Source organism: Amycolatopsis sp. CA-230715, from assembly GCF_018736145.1.
Taxonomy (GTDB): domain Bacteria; phylum Actinomycetota; class Actinomycetes; order Mycobacteriales; family Pseudonocardiaceae; genus Amycolatopsis.
The window spans coordinates 6,479,291-6,504,078 of the sequence record NZ_CP059997.1 but is presented as its reverse complement, the minus strand read 5'-3'; the positions used below and the strand labels follow the sequence as shown (position 1 = coordinate 6,504,078).

15 protein-coding genes are annotated in these 24,788 nt (G+C 71.3%); 5 read left to right on the top strand and 10 right to left on the bottom strand.

Annotated features, from left to right (window positions below; all coding sequences use genetic code 11):
* The first annotated feature begins 321 nt into the window (after positions 1-321).
* Both HUW46_RS31180 and HUW46_RS31175 read left to right on the top strand, forming a co-directional pair.
* Entirely contained in the window at positions 322-645 is a 324-nt protein-coding gene (locus tag HUW46_RS31180; protein WP_215542342.1) for a hypothetical protein, read from the top strand.
* A complete protein-coding gene (locus HUW46_RS31175) occupies positions 645-2,414 on the top strand; it encodes a hypothetical protein (protein WP_215542341.1) in 1,770 nt (589 codons plus the stop codon). Before HUW46_RS31180 ends, HUW46_RS31175 begins: the two co-directional genes overlap by 1 nt.
* 6 nt (positions 2,415-2,420) lie before the next feature.
* On the opposite strand, the gene HUW46_RS31170 is transcribed toward HUW46_RS31175, so the two are convergent.
* Together HUW46_RS31170 and eccCa are read right to left on the bottom strand one after the other, a co-directional pair.
* Positions 2,421-3,569, bottom strand: coding sequence for a S8 family serine peptidase (locus HUW46_RS31170; protein WP_215542340.1), 1,149 nt, complete (start codon positions 3,567-3,569; stop codon positions 2,421-2,423).
* Complete coding sequence (gene eccCa, locus HUW46_RS31165) at positions 3,566-7,543, bottom strand: type VII secretion protein EccCa (RefSeq protein ID WP_215542339.1); 3,978 nt, start codon at positions 7,541-7,543, stop codon at positions 3,566-3,568. Before eccCa ends, HUW46_RS31170 begins: the two co-directional genes overlap by 4 nt.
* Before the next feature lie 199 nt (positions 7,544-7,742).
* Here eccCa and HUW46_RS31160 point away from each other — a divergent pair, with 199 nt between their 5' ends.
* Entirely contained in the window at positions 7,743-9,125 is a 1,383-nt protein-coding gene (locus HUW46_RS31160) for an Hsp70 family protein (RefSeq protein WP_215542338.1), read from the top strand.
* Between the two features lie 147 nt (positions 9,126-9,272).
* A complete protein-coding gene (locus tag HUW46_RS31155) occupies positions 9,273-9,635 on the top strand; it encodes a hypothetical protein (RefSeq protein ID WP_215542337.1) in 363 nt (120 codons plus the stop codon).
* A gap of 145 nt (positions 9,636-9,780) precedes the next feature.
* Here HUW46_RS31155 and HUW46_RS31150 read toward each other — a convergent pair whose 3' ends face one another.
* The 8 genes from HUW46_RS31150 to HUW46_RS31115 form a co-directional block, all read right to left on the bottom strand.
* Positions 9,781-12,879 (bottom strand): AAA family ATPase, encoded by a 3,099-nt coding sequence (locus tag HUW46_RS31150; protein WP_215542336.1) that lies wholly within the window; start codon positions 12,877-12,879, stop codon positions 9,781-9,783.
* Entirely contained in the window at positions 12,864-13,769 is a 906-nt protein-coding gene (locus HUW46_RS31145; protein ID WP_215542335.1) for a hypothetical protein, read from the bottom strand. The genes HUW46_RS31150 and HUW46_RS31145 overlap by 16 nt, the downstream gene beginning before the upstream one ends.
* A gap of 22 nt (positions 13,770-13,791) precedes the next feature.
* The gene (locus tag HUW46_RS31140; protein WP_215542334.1) at positions 13,792-16,428 is read right to left on the bottom strand and encodes a hypothetical protein; all 2,637 of its coding nucleotides are present in this window, start codon (positions 16,426-16,428) and stop codon (positions 13,792-13,794) included.
* 238 nt (positions 16,429-16,666) lie between these two features.
* Positions 16,667-17,173 (bottom strand): sigma-70 family RNA polymerase sigma factor, encoded by a 507-nt coding sequence (locus HUW46_RS31135; protein WP_215542333.1) that lies wholly within the window; start codon positions 17,171-17,173, stop codon positions 16,667-16,669.
* Positions 17,174-17,648: 475 nt separating this feature from the next.
* A complete protein-coding gene (locus HUW46_RS31130; RefSeq protein WP_331477158.1) occupies positions 17,649-18,317 on the bottom strand; it encodes a helix-turn-helix transcriptional regulator in 669 nt (222 codons plus the stop codon).
* Between the two features lie 31 nt (positions 18,318-18,348).
* Entirely contained in the window at positions 18,349-19,395 is a 1,047-nt protein-coding gene (locus tag HUW46_RS31125; protein ID WP_215542331.1) for a hypothetical protein, read from the bottom strand.
* Between the two features lie 195 nt (positions 19,396-19,590).
* Entirely contained in the window at positions 19,591-20,976 is a 1,386-nt protein-coding gene (locus HUW46_RS31120) for a hypothetical protein (protein WP_215542330.1), read from the bottom strand.
* Between the two features lie 125 nt (positions 20,977-21,101).
* Positions 21,102-22,835, bottom strand: coding sequence for an AfsR/SARP family transcriptional regulator (locus HUW46_RS31115; RefSeq protein WP_215542329.1), 1,734 nt, complete (start codon positions 22,833-22,835; stop codon positions 21,102-21,104).
* A gap of 154 nt (positions 22,836-22,989) precedes the next feature.
* Between HUW46_RS31115 and HUW46_RS31110 the strand changes: the two genes are divergently transcribed.
* Entirely contained in the window at positions 22,990-24,786 is a 1,797-nt protein-coding gene (locus HUW46_RS31110; protein ID WP_215542328.1) for an AfsR/SARP family transcriptional regulator, read from the top strand.
* The last annotated feature ends 2 nt before the right edge of the window (positions 24,787-24,788 follow it).

Sequence of the window (24,788 nt, the reverse complement as noted above, 5' to 3'; positions counted from 1 at the left end):
GGAACCCGGGCTCGTGGCCGCGGTGCTCGTGCTAGTCGCCTCCATGCCACGTACACGGCACCCGAGGTGTTCATGGTTCACCGTCGACCGCGAGCCCGCGAACGCGGGTGATTCGGGCAGCTCGCCACGACACGATCGGGCAATCGCCGCGATGGCAAGGGTTCTTGCCCGTTCGATTGGAAATTCGAGCCGTTTTCCCCACCCGATGACGCGCGGATGAACTTTGCCCTGCCTGCTCCGGACGGTTGAGCGAAGTGGCCCGGGAGCACGGCATGCCGCAAGTAGCGTCGATTCCGGTGCAGGCCAACGAAAGGATGACCGGTGCCCGATCTGGTCTCGGTGGACGGGGAGCGCATTCGGCTCCTGAGCCAGGAGTTCCGCGCTTCCGCGGACGAACTGCGCACGCGGATCGAGAAGTTCCGGGTGCGGGCCGCGGACACCAACGGCGCCTACGGCGAGACGCCGAACGCCGAAGCCGCCGAACGCGCCTACCGCGGGAAGGTCGTGGACACCCTCGACCGGCTCGAGAAGATGCACCTCGGCCTCATCGAGACCGCGAATGCCCTGGCGGAACAGGCGAAGCACTTCAAGAACACCACGAACGAGGCCGAATCGATCGCCTCCGAGAACCACCGGCCCCGGTGATGTCGCAGACCGCGCTGGCCGAAGTCGGCCTCACGAACCCGGGCGGCGATCCGGCGGCGCTGGATCACAACGCCGAGGTCTGGGCGGAAATCTCGGCCTACCTGAACGAGCACAGCGACCACCTCGCCAAGCTGACCGCGGCAGGCCTGCGGGACTGGCGGGGCGAGGCCGCGAACGCCTTCGCCGAACGCGCGATCCCGTTGATACGCGACGCCGAAGCGGAGGCTCAGCGCACCGCCGCGGTCGCGGCAAGGCAGCAGCAGCACGCGAAGACGCACCAGTCGGTCCTGCAGATCATCATCGAGCTGAGCATCCAGATCGCCGCCATGCTGGCGTTCTACGCCGCGGCCGCCGCGTTCCCCGCCCTGCTCGCCTGGGCGCAGGCGTGGCTGAACTACCTGATCGCCACCGGCGTCCGGGTGCTGCGGATCCTCGCCGAGGCGCTGAACGCGCTGGTGCGCTTCCTGAACCAGGCGAGGACCTGGGTCAACGCGGTCAACGAACTGACCTGGAACACCTCGAAGTTCAGCATCGGCTACGGCCGCATGCTCACCGAGGGCGTCCGCGACATCGCCATCGACCTGACCGCGAACCTCGTCGCGGCGGGCATCCAGCACAAGAAGATCGACCCCGCGCGGCTGTTCATCAGCGCCGGGATCAGCGGCGGCATCGGCGGTATCGGTGGCCTGCTGGAGAAGAGCGGCGTCAAGAAGGTCGTCGACGAAGCGGGCACCGTCAGTCGCCGCGCGGACGGCAAGCCGGAGTTCGTCCCGTTCGTCAAGCAGGTGCAGAACACCGTGAAGAAGATCGGCCCGCAGCCGCGGCCGAGGCCGGACGTACCGCCGCCGTCCGACGCGCAGCGCCTGCTCGGCAACGCCAAGAACGCCTACGAGCGGGCGAAAAACCTCGGCGTCAAGGACAAACCAGGCGAGAACACCAAGCTCGCCAGAAACCTTTCGAGGAGCCGCGACACCTACGACACCGCGCTGCGCGGGCAAACCAGGGCGAACGACGAAGTTCGCAGGCTCACCGACGAGGTGTGGACGAACGAGCAGACCGCGCGGGCGTACCGGAACGCGGTGGACCACGCGAGCCGCCGCGTCGAGACGACCGCGCTGCGGCTGGACATGTACCGGGCCTCCGGGAACCCGGGCTGGGTCGACGACGCCACCCGGGAACTGGCGAACGCGCGCGCGGAGTTCACCGCGGCCTCCGAAGGCTTGCGCACCACCGAAAACGCCCTGAGCACGTCACGCCGGAACCTGAGCGACGCGCAGCGGAACGAGGCGCGCGCGAACAACACCGTCGAGTCCACCGACGCCGCGCACCGGCTCGCGAGAGACGAAGCGAACGCGTTCATCGGGCGCGATACGACCCGCGCGCTCGCCTGGGACCAGACGAGCTTCGGCGACAAGTTCCGGTTCGTGCTGCGGAACAACGAATGGCTGACCTCGTTCGGCAATCCCAAGCGCTGGCAGGAAACCGTCTTCTACGACATCCCCAAGGACACGGTCAAGGGTGCCGCCAACGGCGCCGCCAAGTCCGCGGCCGAGGTGGGCCGCGGCAACGGGAACAGCGGCGACATCTGGAAGGACGCGCTGCTCGGCGCGGCGACGGGTGGCGTGCGCGGCGGGGTGAACTCGGTGGCGAACAACAAGGCGTTCCCCGCCGGGGCCATCGAGGAAACGCTGTGGAAGACCGGCAGCAAGACCATGGACGACTACACGCGCCGCAAGATCAAGGAAGCCACCTACGGCTCGGCCCCGTGAGAAGTCCTATGTGGACTTGTTCACCCTGCGCTTCTTCTCCGCGGTCACGATCACGGCGGGCCCGGCGATCAGCAGCGCCACGGCACCGGCGATACCGGCGAACCACATCGCCCGGTTGGACGGTTCCGGGTCCCGTTCCTTCGGCAGCGTGATGGGGAGCTGTTCCGCCGCGGGGTGGACGGGCGCGTCGTTGTCGAGCACGGTGCTCACCGCGGCGTACGGGTCGACCACGCCGTAGCCGACGTACTTGTCGGGTAGCTGCGCGCTCGGGTGATCCGCCGTCCGCAGCAGGCGGTCCCTGACCTGCGCGGCGGACAGGGTCGGGTAGTAGGTGCGGATGAGCGCGGCGGTGCCCGCGACGTAGCCGACGCCGAGTTCCGTGCCGGAGCCCGCGCGGTTGCCGGTCCCTTCGGGGGCGACGCTGACCAGATCGCCCGCGGGCGCGGCCACCGACGGATCGGCGCCGTAGGGCTGGTTGGTGACCGGTCCGCCCGAGGTCAGCGGCGCCACCGAAACGACACCGGGAAGCCTTGCGGGAAAAGCCAACTGGCCCTGCTTCGGCACGACCGCGGGGGCGATCACCACCGCGTCCTTCGAGGCCGCGTACTCGACGGCCTGCTGCAGTTCGGGCGTGCCGATGGTGGCCTGCAGGCCCACCGCGACGACCGTGGCGCCACCGTCCACAGCGGACTTGATGCCCTGCCCGATATCGCGCGAAAGGCCCGCGTGGTCCTGGATCTTGGGCGGGTCGTCGCTCACCCGGACCGGGTAGATCCGGGACCCCGGCGCGACCCCGACGAACGGCCCGGTGCCGGGCCGCGCGGCGATCAGCCCGGCGATGAACGTGCCCCGCCCGAAGCAGTCGCCGTCCCCTTTCCCGCCGCGCAGGTCGGTGCCCGGCAGCACGGCACCGCTGAGCCCCTGCGCACCGGCGGCGACCCCGGTGTCGATCACCGCGACCACGCCGGAGCCGGTGGTGAGCGGCCACGCCCGGTCGGCGGCGATGCGCTTCTGCGCCCACGATTCCTGCGGTATCACCGTTTTCGCGGGCGGAGCGCACTGACCGGTCGGCTCGTCGTCCCCCGCGGCGAAGGACGGCGGCGCCACCGACAACGCCAGCGCCGCCGCGGCCGCGATCGTCAGTACCCGCTTCATTCCGCCACCTCGTCCAGCCAGCCGATCTGCAGGCCGATGCCTTCGCGGCGGCTGGCCAGCACCGCGCGTCCCGGCGGGAGCTGCCTGCCCCGCGCGCCGTTGAGCAACGGCATCTCCCCCGGTGGCATCGACAACGTCAGCTCCGGGCTGTTGGACTCCTGCATGCGGCGGATCACCGAATCCATGCTCGTGCGGCCGGCACCCGCGCCCGCCCGCGCGACGACGAGGTGCAGGCCGATGTCCCCGGCCTGCGGGATCAGCTCCATCATCGCGTCGAGCGGGCCGCCCATCCCGCTGAGCACCAGGTCGTAGTCGTCGACCAGCACGAAGTACTCCGGCCCGCTCCACCAGTCCCGCCGACGTAGCTGCGCAGGGGAGATGTCGGCACCGGGCACCCGTTCCTTCAACCGCGCCGCCACCTCGTTGACGAGTGTCTCGGCGGCGCCCATGGCGACGGCCAGTCCTTCGCGGTAGTCCTCGGGAACCGATTCCAGCAAGGTCCGGCGCGGGTCGATGACGATGACGCGGAGTTCGTCCGGCCCGTACACACCGGTGATCGCGCGCGTGATGAGCCGCAGCGCGCCGGTCTTCCCGCTGCCGCTGTCGCCGACGATCGTCAGGTGCGGGCTGGTCCGGAAGTCGTGCCACACCGGCATCAGGTCGAGCTCGCCCGCGCCGAGCGGGACGCGCGGACCCGGCTCCGGATCGGGCAGTTCCGCGGCGGGCAGCACCGCGGGAAGCATGCGCACGGCCGGTGCGTTCGGGCCGCGCCACGCGTCGCGGACCGCGGCCACCAGGTCGGCGGTCGCCTGTTGCAGAGCGGCGGTGCCGACCATGCCGTCGACGCGCGGCACCCCGCCGAGGAAGTGCCGCTGGTCGGCGGTCAGCCCGCGGCCGGGGATCTGCGGCACCTGCGCCGCCGCCCGCATGTTGATCATCGAGTCGATGGAGTCGCCGAGCCGCAGTTCCACCCGGGTGCCGAGCTGGTCGCGCAGTCCACTGTGGACGTCCGACCAGCGGTTGGCGGTAATCATCAGGTGCACGCCGTAGGCGAGGCCGCGCTGGGCGAGCTGCCGCAACGACATGTCGTGCTGTTCGAAATCGGTGCGCAGCAGGCCCCAGCCGTCCACGACCAGGAACACGTCGCCGTGCGGTTCGTCGGCGAACTCGCCCGCCGCGCGGCGTTCGCGGTAGGCGGCCATCCCCGCCACCCGGTGCTCGGAGAACAACCGCTCGCGGTGCGCGAGCAGCGTCTGGACCTCCGCGATCGTCCGCGCGACCTGTTCCTCCTCCATCCGCGCCGCGACACCGCCGACGTGCGGCAGCCGCTCCAGCGCGGCGAGCGTGCCACCACCGAAGTCAAGGCAGTAGAACTGCACCTCGGCCGGCGAGTGCGTCAACGCCAGCGCGGCGATCAGGTTGCGCAGCAACGTGCTCTTGCCCGCCTGCGGGCCGCCCGCGATGCCGACGTTCCCGCCCGCGCCCGCCAAGTCCACAAGGTACAGATCGCGAAGCTGCTCGAACGGCTTGTCCACCACGCCGATCGGGACCTCCAGCCGCCCGCACCCCGGCCAGTCCCGCGCGATGAGCCCGCGGGCCGGGTCCATCTCCAGCGGCGGCAGCAGGTGGTCCAGCGCGGGCGGGTCCTCGAGCGGCGGCAGCCACACCTGGTGCGCGGGCGGCCCGTGGTCCAGCAGCTTCTCGACCGTCACATCCAGCACCGATTCGCCGGTGGCGGCGCGGTCGACGCCGGTGTCCGGGGTTTCGTCGTCCAGTACCGGGGGCGGCAGCGGTTCGTCGCGAACCTGCTTGTGCATGCCGAAGAGGACGACCTGGCGCCGCACCTCCTCCTGGCGCTCCTCGCGCGTGCGCCGCCGGTGCTGGCCGGAGACGTAGGCCGCCTTGAACCGCACCAGCATCGCGACGTCGGTGCGGATGAAGCCGTTGCCGGGCGCGGCGGGGAGCTGGTAGGCGTCGGGAACCCCGATCACCGAGCGGCTTTCCATCGCGGAGAACGTGCGCAGGCTGATCCGGTAGGACAGGTGGCTTTCCAGCTTGTGCATGCGGCCGTCGTCGATGCGCTGGCTGGCGAGCAGCAGGTGCACGCCGAGCGAACGGCCCAGCCGCCCGATCATCACGAACAGCTCGGCGAAGTCCGGATTGGACTGGAGCAGCTCGCTGAACTCGTCGACGATGACGAACAGCGTCGGCAGCGGGTCAAGCGGGGTGCCGGACAGCCGCGCTTTTTCGTAGTCCAGCAAGGAAGCGTAGTTTCCCGCCGAGCGCAGCAGTTCCTGCCTGCGCACCAGTTCCCCGTGCAGCGCGTCCTGCATGCGGGTGACCAGTGGCGCCTCGTCGGCGAGGTTGGTGATCAGCGCGGACACGTGCGGCAACTTGTCCAGGCCGAGGAACGTGGCGCCGCCCTTGAAGTCCACGAGGACGAAGTTCAGGATCTCCGAGGAGTGGGTCATCGTCATGCCGAGCACGAGCGTGCGCAGCAGCTCGGACTTCCCGGACCCGGTGGCGCCGATGAGCAGCCCGTGCGGGCCCATCCCGCCCTGCGCGGATTCCTTGATGTCCAGTTCGACCGGCGTGCCGTCCTCGGCGATGCCCAGCGGGATGCGGAACCGGTCCCTGGTGAGCCCGGTCCGCGCGACCGCCCTCGGGTCCCAGTCGTCGAGATCGGTGATGCCGAGCAGGCGCGGCAGTTCGAAGTTCGTCTGCATCGGCTCGGCGACGTCGGTCGTGCCGCCCCCGAGCCGGTAGGGCGAAACGACGCGTGCGAGCGCGGCCGCCCTGGGCACGCTGAGCAGGTCCGGGGTGCACAGCGGGGTGCGCACCTGTTTGCCAGTGCGGTTGGTGCGCACCATTTCGACCTGTTTCGAGGACACGTCCAGCCGCAGCGCCGTGGCGCCGGTGACCTCCTCCAGCCCGCCGCTGAGGTCGAGCACGATCGCGTTGCGGTACCCCGCGCCCGCGAGCCGCGACTCGGCGGGCACGGTCACCCCGTCCAGCACGATCACGACGTAGGGCTCTTCGCGGTTCGGCGAAGCGGCCGCCTCGAACCGGCCCCGCTCGCCGAGCTCTGCGTCGAGCAGTTCGGTCAGCGCGTCCACGCCGTCCGCGAGCAACCGCACCTGACCGGCGTCGTCCTGCTCCTGCGGGTGCTGCGCGTGCGGCAGCCACTTCACCCATTCCCACGACTCCGCGAGGTCTGGGGACGCGCACACCGCGACCCGCAGGTCCTCCGGGGAATGGAAGGTGGTGAGCTGGGCCAGCATCGACCGGACGGTGCCGCGGATCGCGTCGGCGTCACCGCTGAAGCGGATCCGGAAGAACCCGCGCAGGAACAACGCCATCGGCAGGTTCGAGACCGTGGTGTAGGCGTTGATGAACCGGCGCAGCGAGCGGGCGGCGAGGGGTTCGAGGTCCTGGATCGGTTTGCTCGACGGCGGTGTCACCTTCAGCGCGAGCCGTTGCGGGCCGGTGCCGAGCCGCACCTCGGCGAAGTCGGCGTGCGCCGCGCGGCGTTCCCAGAGGCGGCTGGTCATCGCGACCGACCACAGCCCTGCCGGGTCGGGATGGCGCCACGACAGCGCGGCGCGCTGGTCGACCGCGGCGGTCCGCACCTGCTTGCGGATCTGGCCGAGGTAGCGGAGGTAGTCCTTGCGGTCGCCGCGCAGCTTGTGCCGCCGCTCGGCCCCGCCCCTGCCCATCTGCATCAGGAACATGCCCACGGCCATGAGCAGCATCAGGCCGAACATGCCGACGCCGAGCCACGGGTTCGACCGTCCCATGTAGACGAGCATGAACACGCCGGTGCCCATCATCATCGGCATGACCATCAGCGAGGACATGATGTCCTTGCTGCCACCGCTTTCCGGCAGGGTCGGCGGTTCCTCGATGGACAGCTCACCGGTCGGCATCTCCGGCGGCTTCTCCCGCCCAGGGCGGCGGAAAAGCGTCGTCGTCATCGCGTCGACTCCTCACGGCGTGTGGTACTCACACACCACACGGCCCGCACCGCCGAACCGGTTCAGTCGGCCGGAGCGAACCGGCGCCGTACCGCGCGAACGGACACGAAACACTGCCTCTTCGCTCGCCGGAGGAGATGCGGAAGCCGTATCGCCGTAACCTCCACGCAGGGGCATGCGTGTGACGAAGGGACATGCCGTGGGGTATGGCGTTGGCATCGATCTGGGGACCTCGTTCACTTCGGCGGCCGCGGGCGGGTCCGGCGGGGTGACCGTCGTGCCGTTGTCGCCGCGGGTCGTGGTGCCCTCGGTGGCGGGCACCGCGCCGGACGGATCGCTGCTGACCGGTACCGCCGCACTGGCGCGCGCCGCCGGTCCCGCCGCACTCGCCCGCGGTTTCAAGCGCAGGCTCGGCGACCCTTCCCCGCTGCCCGTCGGGCGAGCGCGCTTTTCCCCGCCCGAGCTGATGGCCGCGCAACTGCGCGACGTGCTCACCGAGGTCGCCAGGAAACAGGGCGAGCCACCGGAATCGGTCGTGCTGACCTGCCCGGCCGTGTGGGGTCCCTACCGCCGCGAACACTTCGCCGAAGTCCCGCGGCTGGCCGGTGTCCACGACTACCGGCTGGTGACCGAGCCGGAAGCGGCGGCCACCCACTACAGCCGGGAACGCAGGCTCGGCGACGGCGAAACCGTCGCGGTCTACGATCTCGGTGGCGGCACGTTCGACACCACGATCCTGCGCATCCGCCCCGGCGGCATGGAAATCCTCGGCACCCCCGAAGGGATCGAGCACCTCGGCGGTATCGACTTCGACGACGTGCTGTTCACCAACCTCGACGAACGGCTCGGCGGCGCGATCAGCGCGCTCGACCCGGCGGACCCCGCCTCGGCGGCCGCGCTGAGCGCCATCCGCGCGCTGTGCACCAAGACGAAGGAAACCCTGTCCGTCGAGCCGGAAGCGAGGCTGTCCGTCCCGCTGCCCTCGGGCGCGCGGGAGATTTCCGTTTCCCGCACCGATTTCAACGCGATGATCGAACCCTCGGTCCGGTCGACCATCGACGCGCTCCGGCGCACCGTCACGTCGGCGGGACTGAAGATCGACGACCTCGCCGCGATCCTGCTCACCGGCGGTTCCTCCCGGATCCCGCTGGTGACCGAAATGGTGTTCGGGGAGTTCGGCAAGCCGGTCCGGGTCACCCTGCACCCCAAGTTCACCGTCGCGCTCGGCGCCGCGGCCATCGCGGCGACCAGACCCGCCGCCCCCGCCAAGGCACCCGCTCCGGTGGCGCCTTCCTCGTCGGCACCGCCGGTCGAACAGGACACCGTGGCACTGCCTTTCGTCAGGCCGCTGCCGCCGCTCGCCTCCGACGAGAGCTACATCGCGGAGCCACCGCGCAAGAAATGGCTCGTGCCGGTCATCACCGCGAGTGTCCTGGTGGTGATCGCCGCGGTCACCACCCTGCTGTTCCTCCTTCCCTCCGGCACGCACAAACCGGGGGCGGGGGCACCGGGTCCGTCCACTTCGTCGCTTCCACTCGTCCGCGGTGACGCGAACGAGAGCGGCATCGGTTTCGGCGGATAGCAACAGAACCACTGCCCACTCGGTTACCGATTTTTCTCCGGACAGGCACGGTCACGGCGATCGCATTGCGCGACGGTCGCACGCGCTGCAAATCTGGTGTCACATTTACCGGATCGCTCAATTTCAGGTGAAAGGAAATTACTCACGATGCCTTCCGCGACCAAGAAGATCTTCCTCGGTGCCGCGGCACTCGGCGCCGTCGCCGTCGGCGTGGTGCCGGGAACCGCACAGGCCGCGACGACCCAGAGCGTGCCGTTCAAGATCTGCAACCACGGCAGCGACTACACCGTGCAGTCCACTTTCCCCGACCGCGGCGGCTTCTCGTCCTTCGTGCTCTCCTACGGGCAGTGCTGGGAAGGCCAGGTCGATCCCGGCGAGACCTTCTATCTCGAGGTCCAGCGCACGGACAACCCCGCCTTTTTCGCCACCACGCTGGACCACGCGAACAACGGGCCGACGTCCGTCACGACCAAGTACACCTTCACCTCTTTCAACTACACCAAGATCTAGTCGTCCAGCACCGCTGTGCGGGTTTTCCCCGGTTCCGGCCGGGGAGAACCCGCACAGGTGTTTTCCGGCCGGAACGCGCCTGCCCCGAAAGTGACGTTCGAGACCATAGCTGCCCTCAAGGCACTTTCGGGGCGCGAAGGACCTTTCAGCCCGCCTCGGCTCCGGCTCGCGCGGGCATCCCCTGTGGACGGTGCGGCGCCGGGATGTCCGAGGGGAGCAGCACGCAGAGATCGTCCATCGTCGGGTTCTGGATGCTGCGGGTGCGCCGGGCGTGCGAGGCGATGGCCGAATCGAGCACCTGGCGGGCGTACCGGCCGTTGCCGAAGGAAGTGCCGCGGTGGACCGCCGCGAAGTGCGCGCGCAGGGCCGCCACGGTGGGCCCGGTGCACTCGTACCCGGACGTGTCGGCGTGCTGGTTGAAGATGGTGACGAGTTCGTCGGCGCTGTAGTCCGCGAACCGGATCCGGTGCGAGAACCGCGAAGACAGCCCGGGGTTGGCGGCGATGAACCCGGCCATCTCCCGCTCGTACCCGGCGGCGATCACCACGACCTCGTCGCGGTGGTCCTCCATCAGCTTCACCAAGGTGTCGATGGCCTCGCGGCCGAAGTCGTGGCCGCTGCCGCTCCCACTGCCCGAGGACAGCGCGTACGCCTCGTCGATGAACAGCACGCCACCGCGGGCCCGGTCGAACGCCTCGGTGGTCCGCCGCGCGGTGTGCCCGACGTACTCGCCGACCAGGTCCGCGCGCGCGACCTCGGTGACCTGCCCCTGCGCCAGCACACCCATCGCGGCCAGCAACGAGCCGTAGAGCCGGGCGATCGTGGTCTTGCCGGTCCCCGGCGGCCCGGCGAAGACCAGGTGCCTGCCCACCGGCGGCGAGGGCAGCCCGTAGGCGGCGCGGCGCCGCGCCGAAGCCAGCAGGTCGACCATGGCCGCGACCTCCGCCTTCACCTCGGCCAGCCCGACCAGCCCGCGCAGCGTTTCCAAGAGCTGTTCGACGCGCTCTTCGTCGATCTTCCCGGCACCGGCCCCGACGGCGGCACCCGGCAGCGGCCCGAGATCGTCGGGCAGCAGCCTGGTCAACTGGTCCGCGGTCACCTCCGTGACGTCACCGAGGCGATACGCCTGCCGTCCCACCATTTCCTCGAACACCTTGCGCGCGGTGCGGCCGTTGCCGAAGGCGGCGTCCCTCGGCAGCGCGGTGAAATAGCTGTGCAGTTCCGAGCGGGTTTCGAACTCGAGCTGGTAGTGGTTGTGCTGGCAGATTCCCTCGACGATGGTGACCAGTTCCGACGAGGAGTAGTCGGCGAAATCGATGGTGCGGGAAAAACGCGAGGACAGCCCCGGGTTCGCGGCCAGGAACTGGCGCATGTCGTTGGTGTACCCGGCCACGATGACCACCACGTCCTCGCGATGGTCCTCCATCAGCTTCACCAGCGTGTCGATAGCTTCGCGACCGAAATCAGGACCGCTGCCACCCGAACCCTGCGAAAGGGTGTACGCCTCGTCGATGAAAAGCACGCCGCCGAGCGCTTTTTCGAACATTTCCGCGGTCTTGATCGCCGTCCCGCCGACGACGGCGGCGACCAGATCGGGCCGCGCGCATTCGACGAGCTGCCCCTTCCGCAGCACGCCGAGCGCGGTCAGGATGCGGCCGTACATCCGGGCGACCGTGGTCTTGCCGGTGCCAGGGGACCCGGTGAACACCAGGTGCTGGGACATCGGCGGCGAGGGCAGGCCCGCCGCCACCCGCCGCCCCGCCATCTGGTGCAGCCGTACCAGGGTTTCGACCTCGCGCTTCACCCCGTCCAAGCCCACCAGGTCACCCAGTTCGGCGAGGAGGGTCTCCAGCTCACCGGCGGCACTGAAATCGCCCGCCGCGGCGAGATCGTCGTCGCGTCCGCCCGGCCGGGACGGCACGACGGACAACTGCGGCTGCGCGGGTTCGGCAGGCGCCCCGGATTCGTCGAAAAGCACGTTGGCGCCCCGGAACCGCGTGTCCGTGCCGTTGCCGTCGATCCGGCAGCCCCGGATCTCCACCGGCTCGTCGGTCGAGACCAGAACGCCCTCGCGTTCGTTGTCCCGCACGGTGCAGGCGATCATCCCGCCGGTGGACTGCCCCGCCCACTCGACCCCGGAACCGTTCTCGCTCACCATGCCGCCGTCGACGGCGAGCTTGGCCTCGCCGTGCGCGGAGATCCCCGCCGCGGAGACCCGGGTGATCCGGGTGTCCGACACCGAGGCCTCGGCCTGCCCGTCGACGACGACACCGCCACCCGCGCCGCCGTTGATCTCGCACCCGACGAGCTTGACCGCGGCGTCGGTGTCCGCGAGCACGGTGTCGTGCTTGGCTTCGCTGAGGGAGCAGGTCGACAGGTGCACCACGGCCCCGTCGCGCGCCTGCACCGCGTACCCGCCCGCGCGGGCGATCGACACCTGTTCCAGGTCCACGACGGCGTTCCGCACGGCCACCACGGCCTGCGCCTCGACCTCGCTGATCCGGCAGTCGCGCAGCACGGGACGCGACTCGGCGGCCAGCAGCGCGACACCCTCCACATTGGACACATCGGTGTCGGTGACGACGAGCTCGCTGTCCTGCTCGACGACGATCGCGTTCTCACCGATCTCGTCGATGCGGCAGCGCCGTACGGCACCGAGCCCGCGGGCGGCCACCAGCACCGCGCTTCCGACGTCTTTGATCACGCAGTCGATCAGCGTCGGCATCCCGCCGGTGCGCGACACCACGGCCGTGCTGGTGATCGCGGTGAACGTGCACCCCTGCAGTTCGGCCTGCGCCTGGTCGTAGACCAGTAGCCCGGCGCCACCGGCGTTGCGCACCTCGCAGTCGCTGGCCTTGAACCCGGTCCCGCCGCGCGCGGTGATCGCGACCTCGGAATCGGCGAACACCTCGCACTCGCCCATTTCCAGCACCCCGGCGCGCAGATCCACCGCGATGTCCCCGCCGCTGTGCACGAACGCGATACCGGACAGCTTCGCGTGCTCGGCGTTGAGCGCCAGCACCGGATCACCGGCGCCCACCACGCGCACCTGGCCAGGGGTACCGGCTCCGGACAGGCTGATGTCGCGGTCCAGCACGATCGACTCGTGGTAGGCGCCGGGCCGCACCGAGATGACGTCCCCGTCGGTGGCCGCGGCGATCGCGTCGGTGATGGTGCGGAAGCATTCCGGCTCGCTCGGCGAAACGCTCAGCATCGCCCGCGTGCCGGTCATCCTGCTGGCCATAGCGGGCCCTCCTCGTTTTCCGGGTTCAGCGCGGTCAACGCGCGGTAGCGGTCCAATGGGGACAGAAGCGTGCGACCCGGCGGCGCCGCCAGCGCGTAGCGGGCCAATTCGGTGTCGGGGGCGAGCAGGTGCCGCTCGAGGTAGTAGCGCGTCGCGTCCGACCACACCCAGCCGCCGTCGGTGCGCAGCCCCGACGGCACGGCACCGGCGGACCCGGAAACCAGATCGGTCATCCGCACCTCGGTTTCCACCAGGACTTCCCCGCCGTCGAAGAAGTCGAGAAGCCGTTGCCGTTCACCGGGATCCGCCACCAGTTCGTGCGACGGTGCGAACCACGGGCCGGATTCGGCGGACGCCCCGTCGAAGGTGCGGGCGATCTTCACCTCGCCGAACGGATCCCGCGTCCACAGCAGCACGGCCGCCAGTAGCGCGGTCTCGTGGTACGAGGACAGCGCGGTGTCCGGGGCGAACACCTCGACGCGCGGGATCTCGTCCTCGCCGACGGCCCGCTGCACGTCCAGGGTGATCCCGGCCAGATCGGCGTCGTACTCGGCCTGCACCAGGTAGACCCGGTCGACGCCGTCCCGCATCGACGCCCAGCACGCCACCGTTTCTTCGTCGCCTCGCACGGCTTCGACCACGGCCGCGTCGATCGCCTCGTACGGGACGTCGCCGTCCGGGGTGAACCGGTACCGCCGCGGGGCGCGCGCGTCGAGGACCGGGTCGAGCGCGGCGAGCAGTTCCTCCACCCGGTCGTGGTCGCCGACTCCGAGCTCTTCCCTCGCCACGGCCAGCCAGCCGTCCGGCGCGCGGCCGGCCAGCCACAGCAACTGGTCGTGCACGTCCGGATCGAGCAGCTCTTCCGGCTGCCGGTCGACTGCGGTGTCCATCAGCCAAGAACCCTCTTTCACCTCAGGCCGCGGGCAACGGGCCGTACCAGCGGCCGTGCGCGGCCGGACCACCATCCGGCTCGACGGCCGCGCGCGCCTTGGCCGCGGCACGCAACCGGGCGAGCACTTCCTCGCCGTCACTGCCTTCCTCGGCGAGCAGGATCCGGCGCACCGGGCCGCCTTCGATCCCCAGCACCGTGAGGCGGGTGTGCCCCGGCAGCACCACGTCGCGGGAAACGTCGAGCTGGTCCGGACCGGCCACGTGCACCAGGCCGTGCAGCCTGCGGGCCGTGGTCGCCCAGATCAGCGCCTCCGTCCCGCCCGTCGCGGCAGGGACGTCGGCCGGGGCCGCGACGAGCGGTTCGCGCAGCCGCACCGTGGCGCCCGGCGCGATGGCCGCGTCGTCGGGGATTCCCCGCACCACCACGGTCCGCACCGTCGGCAGCCTGCGCAGCCCGCCAGCCAGGCACACGTGGAAATCGGTGTCGTAGGTCGTTCCGGGTTCCTCCCCGAACACGCGCACCACGGCCAGTTCCGCCAGCAACGCGGCTTCTTCGCCCCGGTTCGCGCGCAGGCCCGGCCGTTCGGACAGCAGTTTCGTGACCGCGCGCGTGGCCACGTCGTACCGGGAACCGAGCGCGTCGCGGACGTTCTTGCGCTGTTCGGGCGTGCTCCGCGCGTCCGCGGGAACCTCCACCGGCGTGGTGTTCCGCGGCGCCTGCTCGGTCCGCACGGCCGGTGACGCCTTCGCTTCGGGTTCCGGCGCCTTCGGCTCGGGTGCCTTGGGCTCCGGTGCCTTGGGGCTCGCCGCGACCGATGGCTCCGCCGTGCGCGACTTCGCGCTGGCGACCAGCGGGGGCAACGGTTCCGCGCGGCGCACGGAACCCGTTGGCGTGGCGACGGATTCGGCGACCGCGTTGCGGGTCTGCTCGCGCCGCACCGCGTTCTGGATCTTCGCCAGCGGAACCGGTTCGACCGCGCTCAACGGCGGCGGCGTGGTTCCGCCCTCGTGGACCGGTCCCGAAGGGGTAGGGACCGGCCCACTCGGGGAGACCTGGCTCAAGGGGGGTAAACCAGGTCCGATCGGGGTGGCGGCGGGGGCGTGCGGGCTCTGCGGGGTCCGGTCCTGCGGGAGGAACGCGGGCTCCGCCTCGGCCTCGACCGCGGCGGAGATCACGTCGGGGGACAAAGTGGACTCGATGTGCGACGGGGCCCGCTCGGTCGTGTCCGGGACCGCCGTCGCCGCCGCCAGGTCCGGCCGCGAGCGCCGCCGCCTCGGCTCGGCTGCCGGCGCGTACTCTTCGGCGGCTTCCCCGGCGCCGAGGGCGGCTTCCCCTTGGGGCACCCGGAAATCCCAGGCCGGTGCGGCCAGGATCGGCTCGGCGGGCAGCACCCGCCCGTCCGCCGTCACCACCAGTCCCACGGCGGGCGCCGCCTCGGGTGGGGGCTCCTCTTCCGGTTCCATCCCCGCGAGCCACACGATCCGCGCGGAAGCTTCGAGGCGCCGGGCCGCCTGTGCCGCGGGCGGCGTCAGCGGGACGATCCGCAGGTTCGCGGCCGCGTCCTCGGGCAGGCGGCGGACCAGTTCGTCCACTGCGGACACCACGGCGTCGGGTACTTCGCGGTCCGAGGCCAGCACGAGTTCGGCGTCCGGACCGGTTCCGGTGTCCCATTCTGGCTCCACCGGCAACGACTCCGGCTTGACCAGCAACCCGCGCGGCACGACCTGGGCTTCCCAGTCGTCGGCCAGCCGGTACCTCCCCGGTCCGGTCAGCACCATCTCCGGTCCCGGCGCGACCCACCTGTCCAGCACGGGCCCGCGTTCGGGAAGCTGGACGCTTTCCACCGCGAACGGCCGCCAGCCCCGGTCCCCGTACTCGTCGACGACCACGGGGCGCCCGTCGAACGGGACCCCGTGCGCCACGCGGACCGGCCTGCCCAGCATCGCCGCGATCGCCTCGGGCGAGCCGGTCGCGCCGTAGTGGGCGAGCACCGCGCGATCGCGGCCTTCTTCGGTCAGCGCGCGCAGCACGCCCGCGACGGCCTCCGGAGTGGGCGACGGCTCGCCGGGAGCGCCGATGACGACGTACATCCGGTCCGGATCGGGAACCTGTCCGAACAACGCGTCGTCGGGCCGGGGCAGGCTCCCCTCGGCGCGCACCCAGAGCCCGAACGGGATCTGCGTGACCTCCTTCGGCAGCGCGACGGGCAGGTGCCGCTGCCACGGCGGCACGGGCAACCGCGCCCCGAGCCGCTGCGGCGGCCCGCCCGACCGGTAAGCGACCCAGCTCGCCCCGTTCCCCGGTACGAACAGGCTTCCGTCCGGGAGCGCGATGGGCATCCGCTCGGGGACCACCACCTCGGTGCCGAGCAGCTCCGACAGCAACCGCGCGGGCGGCCACGTCTTGTCCTCGTCCGGCACGGCGAGCTTGGGCGCCACCAGCCGCAGGCTGCCGGTCGCCGCCTCGGCGATGTCGGCGATCACCCACGGGTCGATCCTGGCCACCGCGTCCGCCGCCGACGCGCCGACCACCACCGTGGTCCGGCCCCGCTCGGGCCGCGTCGCCCGCGCGAGCGCGATCGCTTCGTGGTCGGCACCGGGGTCGCCGACCACGAGGGCCGCGCCGACCCGCCCGACCTGGATCGTTGCCTCCACCATGCCTCCTCTGCCACCTACGACACGGCGGGGACCCTCGCCGGGGTTCACGATCCGGTCGATTCGACCGAGCGAGTCGCCGTCAGCGCCCGGCGCGCACCGCCGCGTGGATCCGCCGCCCGGCGGCCCGGTGCGGCACCGGACCGATCAGCGGATCCACGGGAAACGATTCCCTTCGCCCGCGTCGCGCAAATCTTGGCCACTTCCGGGAAACATTCAGGAAACAGGAAGGAAAACCCGGTCAGGCGATTTCGGCGAGCGGCTGGGGAAAGTTTTCCCGCAGGGTGCGGAGTGCGTTGTGGACCCGGCTCTTCACGGTGCCGGGCGGTACACCCAGCGCGACCGCCGCCGAGGACGCCGTGCGGTCGGCGAAGTACACCTCGACCACCGCCCGCCGGTGCCGCGCCGAGAGGTTTTCGAGCACCGCGCCGACGACCATCCGCGTCTCCACTTCCTCGCAGGGCGTGGAAACCGGGGTGAGCGCCTCCAACGCGTGGTCGACGAGTTCGACCTCTTCCGGCCGGGCCCGGCGGCTGCGGTGCAGATCGACGGCGAGGTTGTGGGTGACCCGGATCAGCCACGCGCGCACCGAACCGCGGTCCTCGGTGAGCCGGTCGAGATTGCGCCACGCGCGCAACCAGGTCTCCTGCACCACGTCCTCGGCGAGGTGCCGGTCCCCGGTCACCCTGACGGCATAGGACAGGACCGCGGCGCCGTGCGCCTGGATGTGCTCTTCCAAAGTGGTCATGATCGTGCCTCAGGGGTTCTGGTCCGCGGTGAAAACGCATCTGTCGCAACGGGAGACGCCGAACACCGGGCCGAGTTCATCGCGTTGCCCGTTCCGCCAAGGACCTTGCCCGAACATCGGTATCCGGAATTCGGCTGGCAACGGAATGCCGTCGTGCACTTGCGGACATCTGAGATCGCTCCCCCGAACCGGAAGAATCCACTGCCGCCTGCCACCGAGCCAGGCGGAGTCTCACCGGAAACAACGGTACGCGGCGTCGGCCCGGAAATTCCGGGCCCAGGGGATTTCCGCCAGCAAGACGGTCCGAAAACACCACTGTCCCGCAAGGACTTCCGCGCGGTGATCGGCTTCATACGCAAGGTAGCGCACAGGCGGGTGCGCGTTCGTACGAACAGCTCGGTACGTTCGGGCAAAACTGCCGTGAGGTACCGCCGTTCGCACCATCCGAAATCACGTCAGCGCGTGGTTCGGACGCTCAGATCGCGCCGCTGCGCATCGCGAAGGCGACCGCGTGCGCGCGGTTGTTCAGACCACAACGGCTCATCATGCCGTGGAGCACGTTCTTGACCGTGCTCTCCGAATACGCGAGCGCGGTGGCGATCTCGTCCGTGCCGTACCCCTCGGCCACCATCCGCAGCACGTCGCGCTCCCGCGCGGACAGTCCGGACAACGTGAAACCGTTGGGCTCCAACACGTCCTGCTGCATCCGGTCGAGCTTCCTCAGCAGGGTCCCCTGCAACCGGGGCGGCAGGTAGGCCACGCCCTGGTTGACCGCGAGGACCGTTCGCACCAGTTCGTCGCCCTCGACGGTGCTCCGCTTCACCAGCGCGGTCATGCCGCACTCGAGCGCGGCCATCAGGACGTCGCTGCGGAAGCGTTCGGTCACGACCACGCACCGGGGCGGCGATTCGAGGACGGACTCGGCACGCATCTCGCGCAAGGACGTGAGAACACCGTCATCGACGTCGTCCTCGACGACCACGATCACCTCGGCCCGCGCCGCATCGGTGTCCGCGAGCACCTTCACCCGCGCGTCGGCGGCGAGCATGGTCGTCGCGCCGAGCCCGGTCATCGGATCCGACGCGTGCACCGCGATGGCCACCACCGCACCGGCGTCCACGGCCGGATGCTTCAACTCGCTCACTGATTCTCCCCGGTTTCCCGTAGTCACCGCGTCACGCGCCATCGATGCTCCAGCTCGACTCCACACGCGACGGATCGGTCATCGCGTCCGTGACGCGCAGCAGCGACGCCGCGCCCAGCGCGGGCGGCAGCCCGCCGGAACGCCGGATGTGCGCCAGCAGCCGGGCATCGGGCGCGAGGTGGTGCTCCCGCAGGTAGTAGGCGGCCGCGTCGGCCCAGATCCAGGTTCCGTCCGTGCGCAGGCCCATCGGCACGACCGCGCCCCGCGCCGGATCCACGACGTCCTCGCCGGTACCGGTGGTCACCACCAGTTCCGTCCCCGCGTCCAAATAGGACAGGATTCGCGCGCGCTCCGCGCCGTCGACGATCCGGGCGTGATCCTCGGCGAAGCTCGGCCAAGCCGAGGACTCCCCCAGGTCGAAGACCCGCGCTACCAGTACCTCCTTGGTCGCCGATGCCCACAGCTCGCGCCCCCGCGAGCACACCATCCGCTGGTACGCGGGCACTTCACCGCCGGCGCGCACGACCTCCACCCTCGGCACCCGTTCCCCGGCGACGCCGAGTGCCTCCTGCACCCGGCCGGTCAGCGCGGGAAGAACGCGCGCGTCGTCCGCTTCCACGACGTAGACCGGACACGGCTGGGCCCGCGGGTCGTCCACCGGTCGCCGCCACGCCTGCCACAGGCGGCGCGCGGCTGGCTCGTGCGCCACCGCCGCGACCACGTCCTCGTCGAGGCGCGCACCGGCGAGCGTCACACCGCGGCGATCGCCCGCACCGGAAGGGGGCAGCGGGGCGAACCGCCACGGCAGCGGTGTCCCGGGATCGACCAGCCCGACGGTGTCCAGCTCGTGCAGGTCGACACCGTCCACTTCCAACAGATCCGTGAGGATGTCCAGATCGTCGGCGGTCAGCGGCAGCGCGCGCCGAGTACCGGCGAAGGTCACCAGGTGGGCGACCTCGCCGTGCAGCCCGTGCGCCAGGAAACCGCGCGCCTCGACCAGAACGTCGTCCGGTACCCAGCCCGCCAGCCGCAGCAACATTTCGTGCAGATCCAACGCGGTCGGATCGGGAATGCTCATTCCTGCCCCTGTCTTCCCTGCCCTCGCCCGACCAGCATGACGATCGGCGCTCCACGGGGCCTTCACGATCGCTGTATAAGGTTTTCATAAGCCGGTGCGAGGCATTGACGTCCCGCACCAGCAGTTCGTCGGTGACTTGCGCGGCAAGGTGAACCCGCGGCCTGTCCACTTCGGACAGCCGTGCGAACGGGCAGCTCAGCGGGTTTCGCGGTCCTGGATTCCGGCGAGTCGCGCGGCCATGCGGGAAAGGGGCGGCCCGGACACCGGCATCGACACGGGCCGCGTCAGCGGCGAGAGCGGCGCGTTCCCGTCGGAATCCTCCGCGACCGCGCCCACCGGGGTCTCAGCGGGCGGCGGCACGAGTGGCACCAGCTCGGTCACGAGGCGGGTCGGGTAGTCGAGACGGCCGATCACGCTTTCCGCCACCTGCCGCATGCGTTCGGCCCGCGCCGGATCCGCGGCCTCGTACCGCACCAGGTTGCGTGCCGGATCCAGCGGCGTGGTCCTGGCGGTGACCACGTCGGAAGCCCCGCCGGGCGGCCGGATCCACAGCCCGGCCTCGACGACCTCGACCACCGCGTCCGGCGCACACCGGTAGACGCCCGGCGCGACCTCGGGCAGGCCCGCGATCGGCGCCCGGTGCGCGCACAACCGGGGCTGCGCGTCACCGGGACGGTACGCGATCTCCCGCGCGAAGGGCCGCCAGCCGTGCGAACCGTCCCGGCGCACCGCGAACACGTCGGGCACACCGGGCGAGCCGGTCGGAATCCCGGTGCAGCACAGCACCGGCGTCCCGAGCACGTCCGCGAGCGCCTGCCCGAACGGTGCTTCGCCCGGCACCGCCAGGCCGCCGAACCCCACGAACCTCGCCGTCGCCCGCATCCGCTCGGGCAGCGCGCGCCAGAACTCCTTGACCTCGGCCGGATCCAGACCGGGCAGGCCGGGACTGCCGAGCACGATGGTCGGCGCGTCGAGCAGGCACGGCACCGTCCTGACCAGCCGGACGCGCCCGCGCTCGAAAGCCCCGTCAGGACCACCTGGCCGGATCCACACCCCGGCTGGCAGCGGTTCGACGACGGCGCCCGCGCCCAAGGCCCGCACTTCGGCGAACTCGGCCGACTCCCACGCGGGGCGCGGGAAGCGCTTCGCGGCCCACTCCGGCGCGCGTCCCGGCCGGGACCACGCCCAGCCGGTGTTCGGTCCATAGTGGACGAACAGGCCCGCGTGGCTCTCGATCACCAGCCCGCACGGCGCCAGTACCGGACGGGCGATCCGCTCGGCGAGCCACGGCCCGACGTGCGGGCCGAGGTAGAGCGGACGCCTGCCGGGAACGAGCCGGACGGGGCGGTGCCCGTCGGGCAGCGCGGCCGCGAGCGACTGCCACGCTTCGACCGGGGACTCCGGCGGCAGATCAGCCACGACCACCTGGTGCCCCGGATCGGCGGGCAGCGACGCGGCTAGCGAGCGGGCTTCCTCGGTACCGCCGTCCCCGGCGTGCACCACGAGCACGTCGCCGATCGTCGTCACGTCGTGACCGGCCCCGGCGTGCGCCGGCTTGCGCAGTTTGGCCAGCAGCGACATCGGATTCCCTCCGGTCGGCGAAACCTCGGCCCCCAGGTGAGGTCGACGATAGGCCTCCCGACCGGCCGGATCCCGCTTCCGCGGAAGACCCGTGACTTCTGTTCACGATGCCTGTCCGAAGGGACTCAGCGCGGCAACCGGCGGCCTCCCCGCAGCACACCTCCGAGCACGCAACCGCGGACCAGGACGGGCACGCGGCCCCGTCCCGGCGCACCGGGTTCGAGCAGGTTCGCCTCGCGGAGTTCGGCCACCGCCCGCGTCCGGTCCCAGTCGAACTCCTCGCCGGGAACCTCGCTCAACCGGACGAGGAGTTCCCGCGCCTGTGCGGAAAGGGCGCGGCAGACTTCCTCGATGCCGCGCAGGACCGACGTCGCGTCGTCGTCGACGGCCAGCGCGTCCCAGCCGATGGTGTCGTCGTCGAGTTCCTCGACGAGCCCGGCGCAGGACGTGCGCGCGAAACCGCCGGGGTCCAGGCCGAGCCGGAGCGAAGCGGCACGAAGCGCCAGCGGCACGTACCCGCAGCGCGCGGCCACCGTTTCGAGCGACGGGTCGCCGTAAACGGACGGGGCGGCGCCGCACAGCAGATCGCGCGCGGTCTCGGGAGCGAGCCCGGTCAGCGGAACGCGGCGGAGGCCTGCCGCGCCGGAGAACCGGTACCGGCTGGTGAGCAGCACCGTGCTGCGGCCGTGGCCCTCGACCAGCTGGCGCACCTGCGCGAGATCCGTGACGTCGTCGAGCAGCACCAGTGCCCGCCGCTCGGCCAGGAAAGCGCTCAACTGAGCAGTCTTGGTGGCCGCGGGCAGGTCGCGCGCCCCGATGCCGAACGCCCGCACCTGGTGGTCGAGCACGTCCTCGGCCGTCCGCCCGCGCAGGTTCAGGAACGTCTGGCCGTCGGGGAAGGCATCGCGGTGCCGGTGGGCGAATTCGACCGCCGTCGCGGTCTTCCCGATACCCGCGTGGCCGGTCACCACCACCGCCTGCCCGGTACGGCCGGTCAGCTGGGCCAGCTCCGCCAGTTCGCGGGACCTGCCGACGAAACCCCACGGCCGGTGCGGGATCTGAGCCGGTCGCCGCGGCTGGACGCCGGGTGCTTCGCGCTCCTGGCTGGCGAGGATCTCCTCGTGCAGCCGCACCGCCTCCGGCCCGGGACGCACGCCGAGTTCGGTGCGCAGGCGGGTGCGCAGTGCCACGAGTTCGGCGAGCGCGTCGTCCACCCGGCCGCTGCGGAACAGGCTGGCGCCGAACAACGTGGCCAGCCGCTCGTCCAGCGGATGCTCGCGCACCAGGCCGACGCACTCCGCGGCGGCCCGCTCCGGCTGGCCCGAGCCGAGCAGCGCTTCGACGCGCAGTCCGCGGCCCTCGACCCGCGACCGCTCCAGCCGCGACCGCTCGTGCTCGGCGAACGGGCCCGCCGCCCCCGGCAGCGGCGTCCCCAGCCACAGCTCGTCCGCGAAGTCCAAGGCGGTGAGGCACCCCGTCGCGTCCCCTTCGGACCACGCCAGGTTCGCGACGCCGGAAAGGCGGCGGAACTCCAGCGCGTCGATGTGCTCCGCCGGCACGCACAGCCGGTACCCGCCGTCCTCGGCGCGCAGCACGTGCCGATCACGGGGACCGCGCTCCAGCGCGCGGCGCAGCCCGGAAATGTAGGTGTGCAGGTTCCCCACGGAGCTTTCCGGAGCGCGGTCGCCCCACACGGCGCGCAGCAACGCTTCCCGGGAAACGAACTCGCCCGTCCGCAGCGCCAGCACGGCCAGCACGGCGGCCTGCCGGGAACGGCTCACCTCGACGACCTGGTCCCCCCTTGTCACGGAAACCACGCCGATCAGCCGGATCCGCGGTGCGGCCTCGTCCGCGTGCACGCCGTGCACCACCTTTCGCGCTCGCTCGGTCACAACTGGTTCGGGTTTGACAACGAGGTAAGCTCAAATGAGCAGTAGTGAGCGTCGCATCGACGACCACGGTATAGATCCGCTCAGAATCACCATAGGGCCGATTCACGACAGGGAGCACCTCGTGCCGTCCACCGAGCCGATCTCCGTCGAGGTGCTCGGGCCGGTGCGGATGCGGGCGGGCACCGCGGAAGTGGCGGTGGGCTCGCCGCGGCGGCAGGCCGTGCTCGGCTTCCTCGCGATCAACGCCAGGAGCGTCGTCTCCCGTGATCAACTGGTCGACGCGGTGTGGGGAGAAGCGCCGCCCAAATCGGCCGCGGGCAACGTGCACACCTACATCTCGGACCTCAGGCGCTCGATCGCCGAGGCGACCGGCCACGCCACGGCCGCCGCCGTGCTCCAGACCGCGGGCGCGGGCTACCGGCTCGACGTCCGGGACGCCGATCTCGACTTCCGCCAGGTCGAACACGATCTCCGCACCGCGTCGAACCTCGCGAGCTCGGGTGAGCGCACGGACGCGATCACCACCTGGCAGCGGGCGCTGCGCCGGAGCCTGGCCACCCCGTTCGCCGGGATCGACGCGCCCTACGCGCTCGCCGAACGCCACCGCCTCGAAAACCTCGTGCTCGCGGCGGTCATCGACCTGGTGCGGGCGCTGCTGGCCCGCGGCACGGAAACGGACACCCGCACCGCACTGATCACGCTCGAACGAGCACTGAGCAGGCATCCACTGCACCAGCGGCTCGCCGAAATGCGCATCAGGGCCCTGTCCGGACGGGGCAGGCGGGCCGAGGCCATCGACCAGTACGAAACCACCAGGCGGTTGCTCGCCACCGAGCTGGGCGTCGATCCGGATCAGGGGCTTCGCCAAGCCCACGAGGAAATCGTCAGGGACACGGTGTCCACAGTGCACGGACGGAACGGCGCCGTGCCGGAGCTGCCGCTGCCCGCCGCACCAGACAGCCTCGTCGGACGGGCGGACGAACTCGGCTTCCTCGAAGACGCGCTCACCCGAGCGGGCGGCTCGCGCATCCTGACCATCGACGGGTCGCCCGGCATCGGCAAGACCGCGCTGGCCCTGCGGTTCGCGCACGACGTCGCCGCGCGGTTCCCGGACGGCTGCCACTTCCTCGACCTGCGCGGGTCGCGGCCGTCCGCGGGGCCGCTGCCCGCGACGGCGGCACTGGACCGGCTCATCACCGCCGTCGGCGGGCGCGACACGACCGTCCCGAATGGATTCGAAGACCGGCTCGGCGTGTACCGCACCGTGCTGGCGCGCAAGCGCCTCTTGCTGGTCCTCGACGACGCCTCGCGCGCCAGCCAGATCCGCCCGCTGCTGCCCGGCGGCGACGGCACCACCGTGCTGGTCACCAGCAGGCGCAGGCTCAGCGGTCTGGTGGCGACCGAAGGCGCCGTCCGGCTTCCGCTGGACGTCCTTCCCCACGACGCCGCGCGCTCGCTGCTCGCCGGGGCCGCGGATGAGCGGGGCACCGGTGCGCTGGACGAGCTGGTGCGCCTGTGCGGTCACCTGCCGCTCGCCCTCGCCCACGTCGCGCGGTACCTCGCCGCGGGCACCGGGCGCGGGCCGGCCGAGCTCGCCACCTGGCTGAGCGACGAGCACACCCGCATCGCCCGCCTCACCGAACTCGGTGGCGACCAAGGAATCCGGCCGGTTTTCGCCTCGGCCGTGCACGCGCTGAACGCGGACGAGCAGAAGGTCTTCTCGTTGCTGGGCAAGGAATCCGGGGCAGACGTCGACGTGACCGGCACGGCCAGGCGCACCGGATGGCCGGAACCGCGGGCCCGGCACTGCCTCGACCAGCTCGCCGTCGCCGGCCTGCTCGACTGGGGCACCTGGGACCGCTACCACCTGACGCCGCTCCTGCACCTCTACGCCCGCGGCCTGCCCACACCCCGGTAGCC

Excerpts from the sequence above, each read along its gene's own strand:
- HUW46_RS31175 (WP_215542341.1), top strand. The coding sequence starts at position 645 with ATGTCGCAGACCGCGCTGGCCGAAGTCGGCCTCACGAACCCGGGCGGC.
- HUW46_RS31170 (WP_215542340.1), bottom strand. The coding sequence starts at position 3,569 with ATGAAGCGGGTACTGACGATCGCGGCCGCGGCGGCGCTGGCGTTGTCG.
- eccCa (WP_215542339.1), bottom strand. The coding sequence starts at position 7,543 with ATGACGACGACGCTTTTCCGCCGCCCTGGGCGGGAGAAGCCGCCGGAG.
- HUW46_RS31155 (WP_215542337.1), top strand. The coding sequence starts at position 9,273 with ATGCCTTCCGCGACCAAGAAGATCTTCCTCGGTGCCGCGGCACTCGGC.
- HUW46_RS31150 (WP_215542336.1), bottom strand. The coding sequence starts at position 12,879 with ATGGCCAGCAGGATGACCGGCACGCGGGCGATGCTGAGCGTTTCGCCG.
- HUW46_RS31145 (WP_215542335.1), bottom strand. The coding sequence starts at position 13,769 with ATGGACACCGCAGTCGACCGGCAGCCGGAAGAGCTGCTCGATCCGGAC.
- HUW46_RS31140 (WP_215542334.1), bottom strand. The coding sequence starts at position 16,428 with ATGGTGGAGGCAACGATCCAGGTCGGGCGGGTCGGCGCGGCCCTCGTG.
- HUW46_RS31135 (WP_215542333.1), bottom strand. The coding sequence starts at position 17,173 with ATGACCACTTTGGAAGAGCACATCCAGGCGCACGGCGCCGCGGTCCTG.
- HUW46_RS31125 (WP_215542331.1), bottom strand. The coding sequence starts at position 19,395 with ATGAGCATTCCCGATCCGACCGCGTTGGATCTGCACGAAATGTTGCTG.
- HUW46_RS31120 (WP_215542330.1), bottom strand. The coding sequence starts at position 20,976 with ATGTCGCTGCTGGCCAAACTGCGCAAGCCGGCGCACGCCGGGGCCGGT.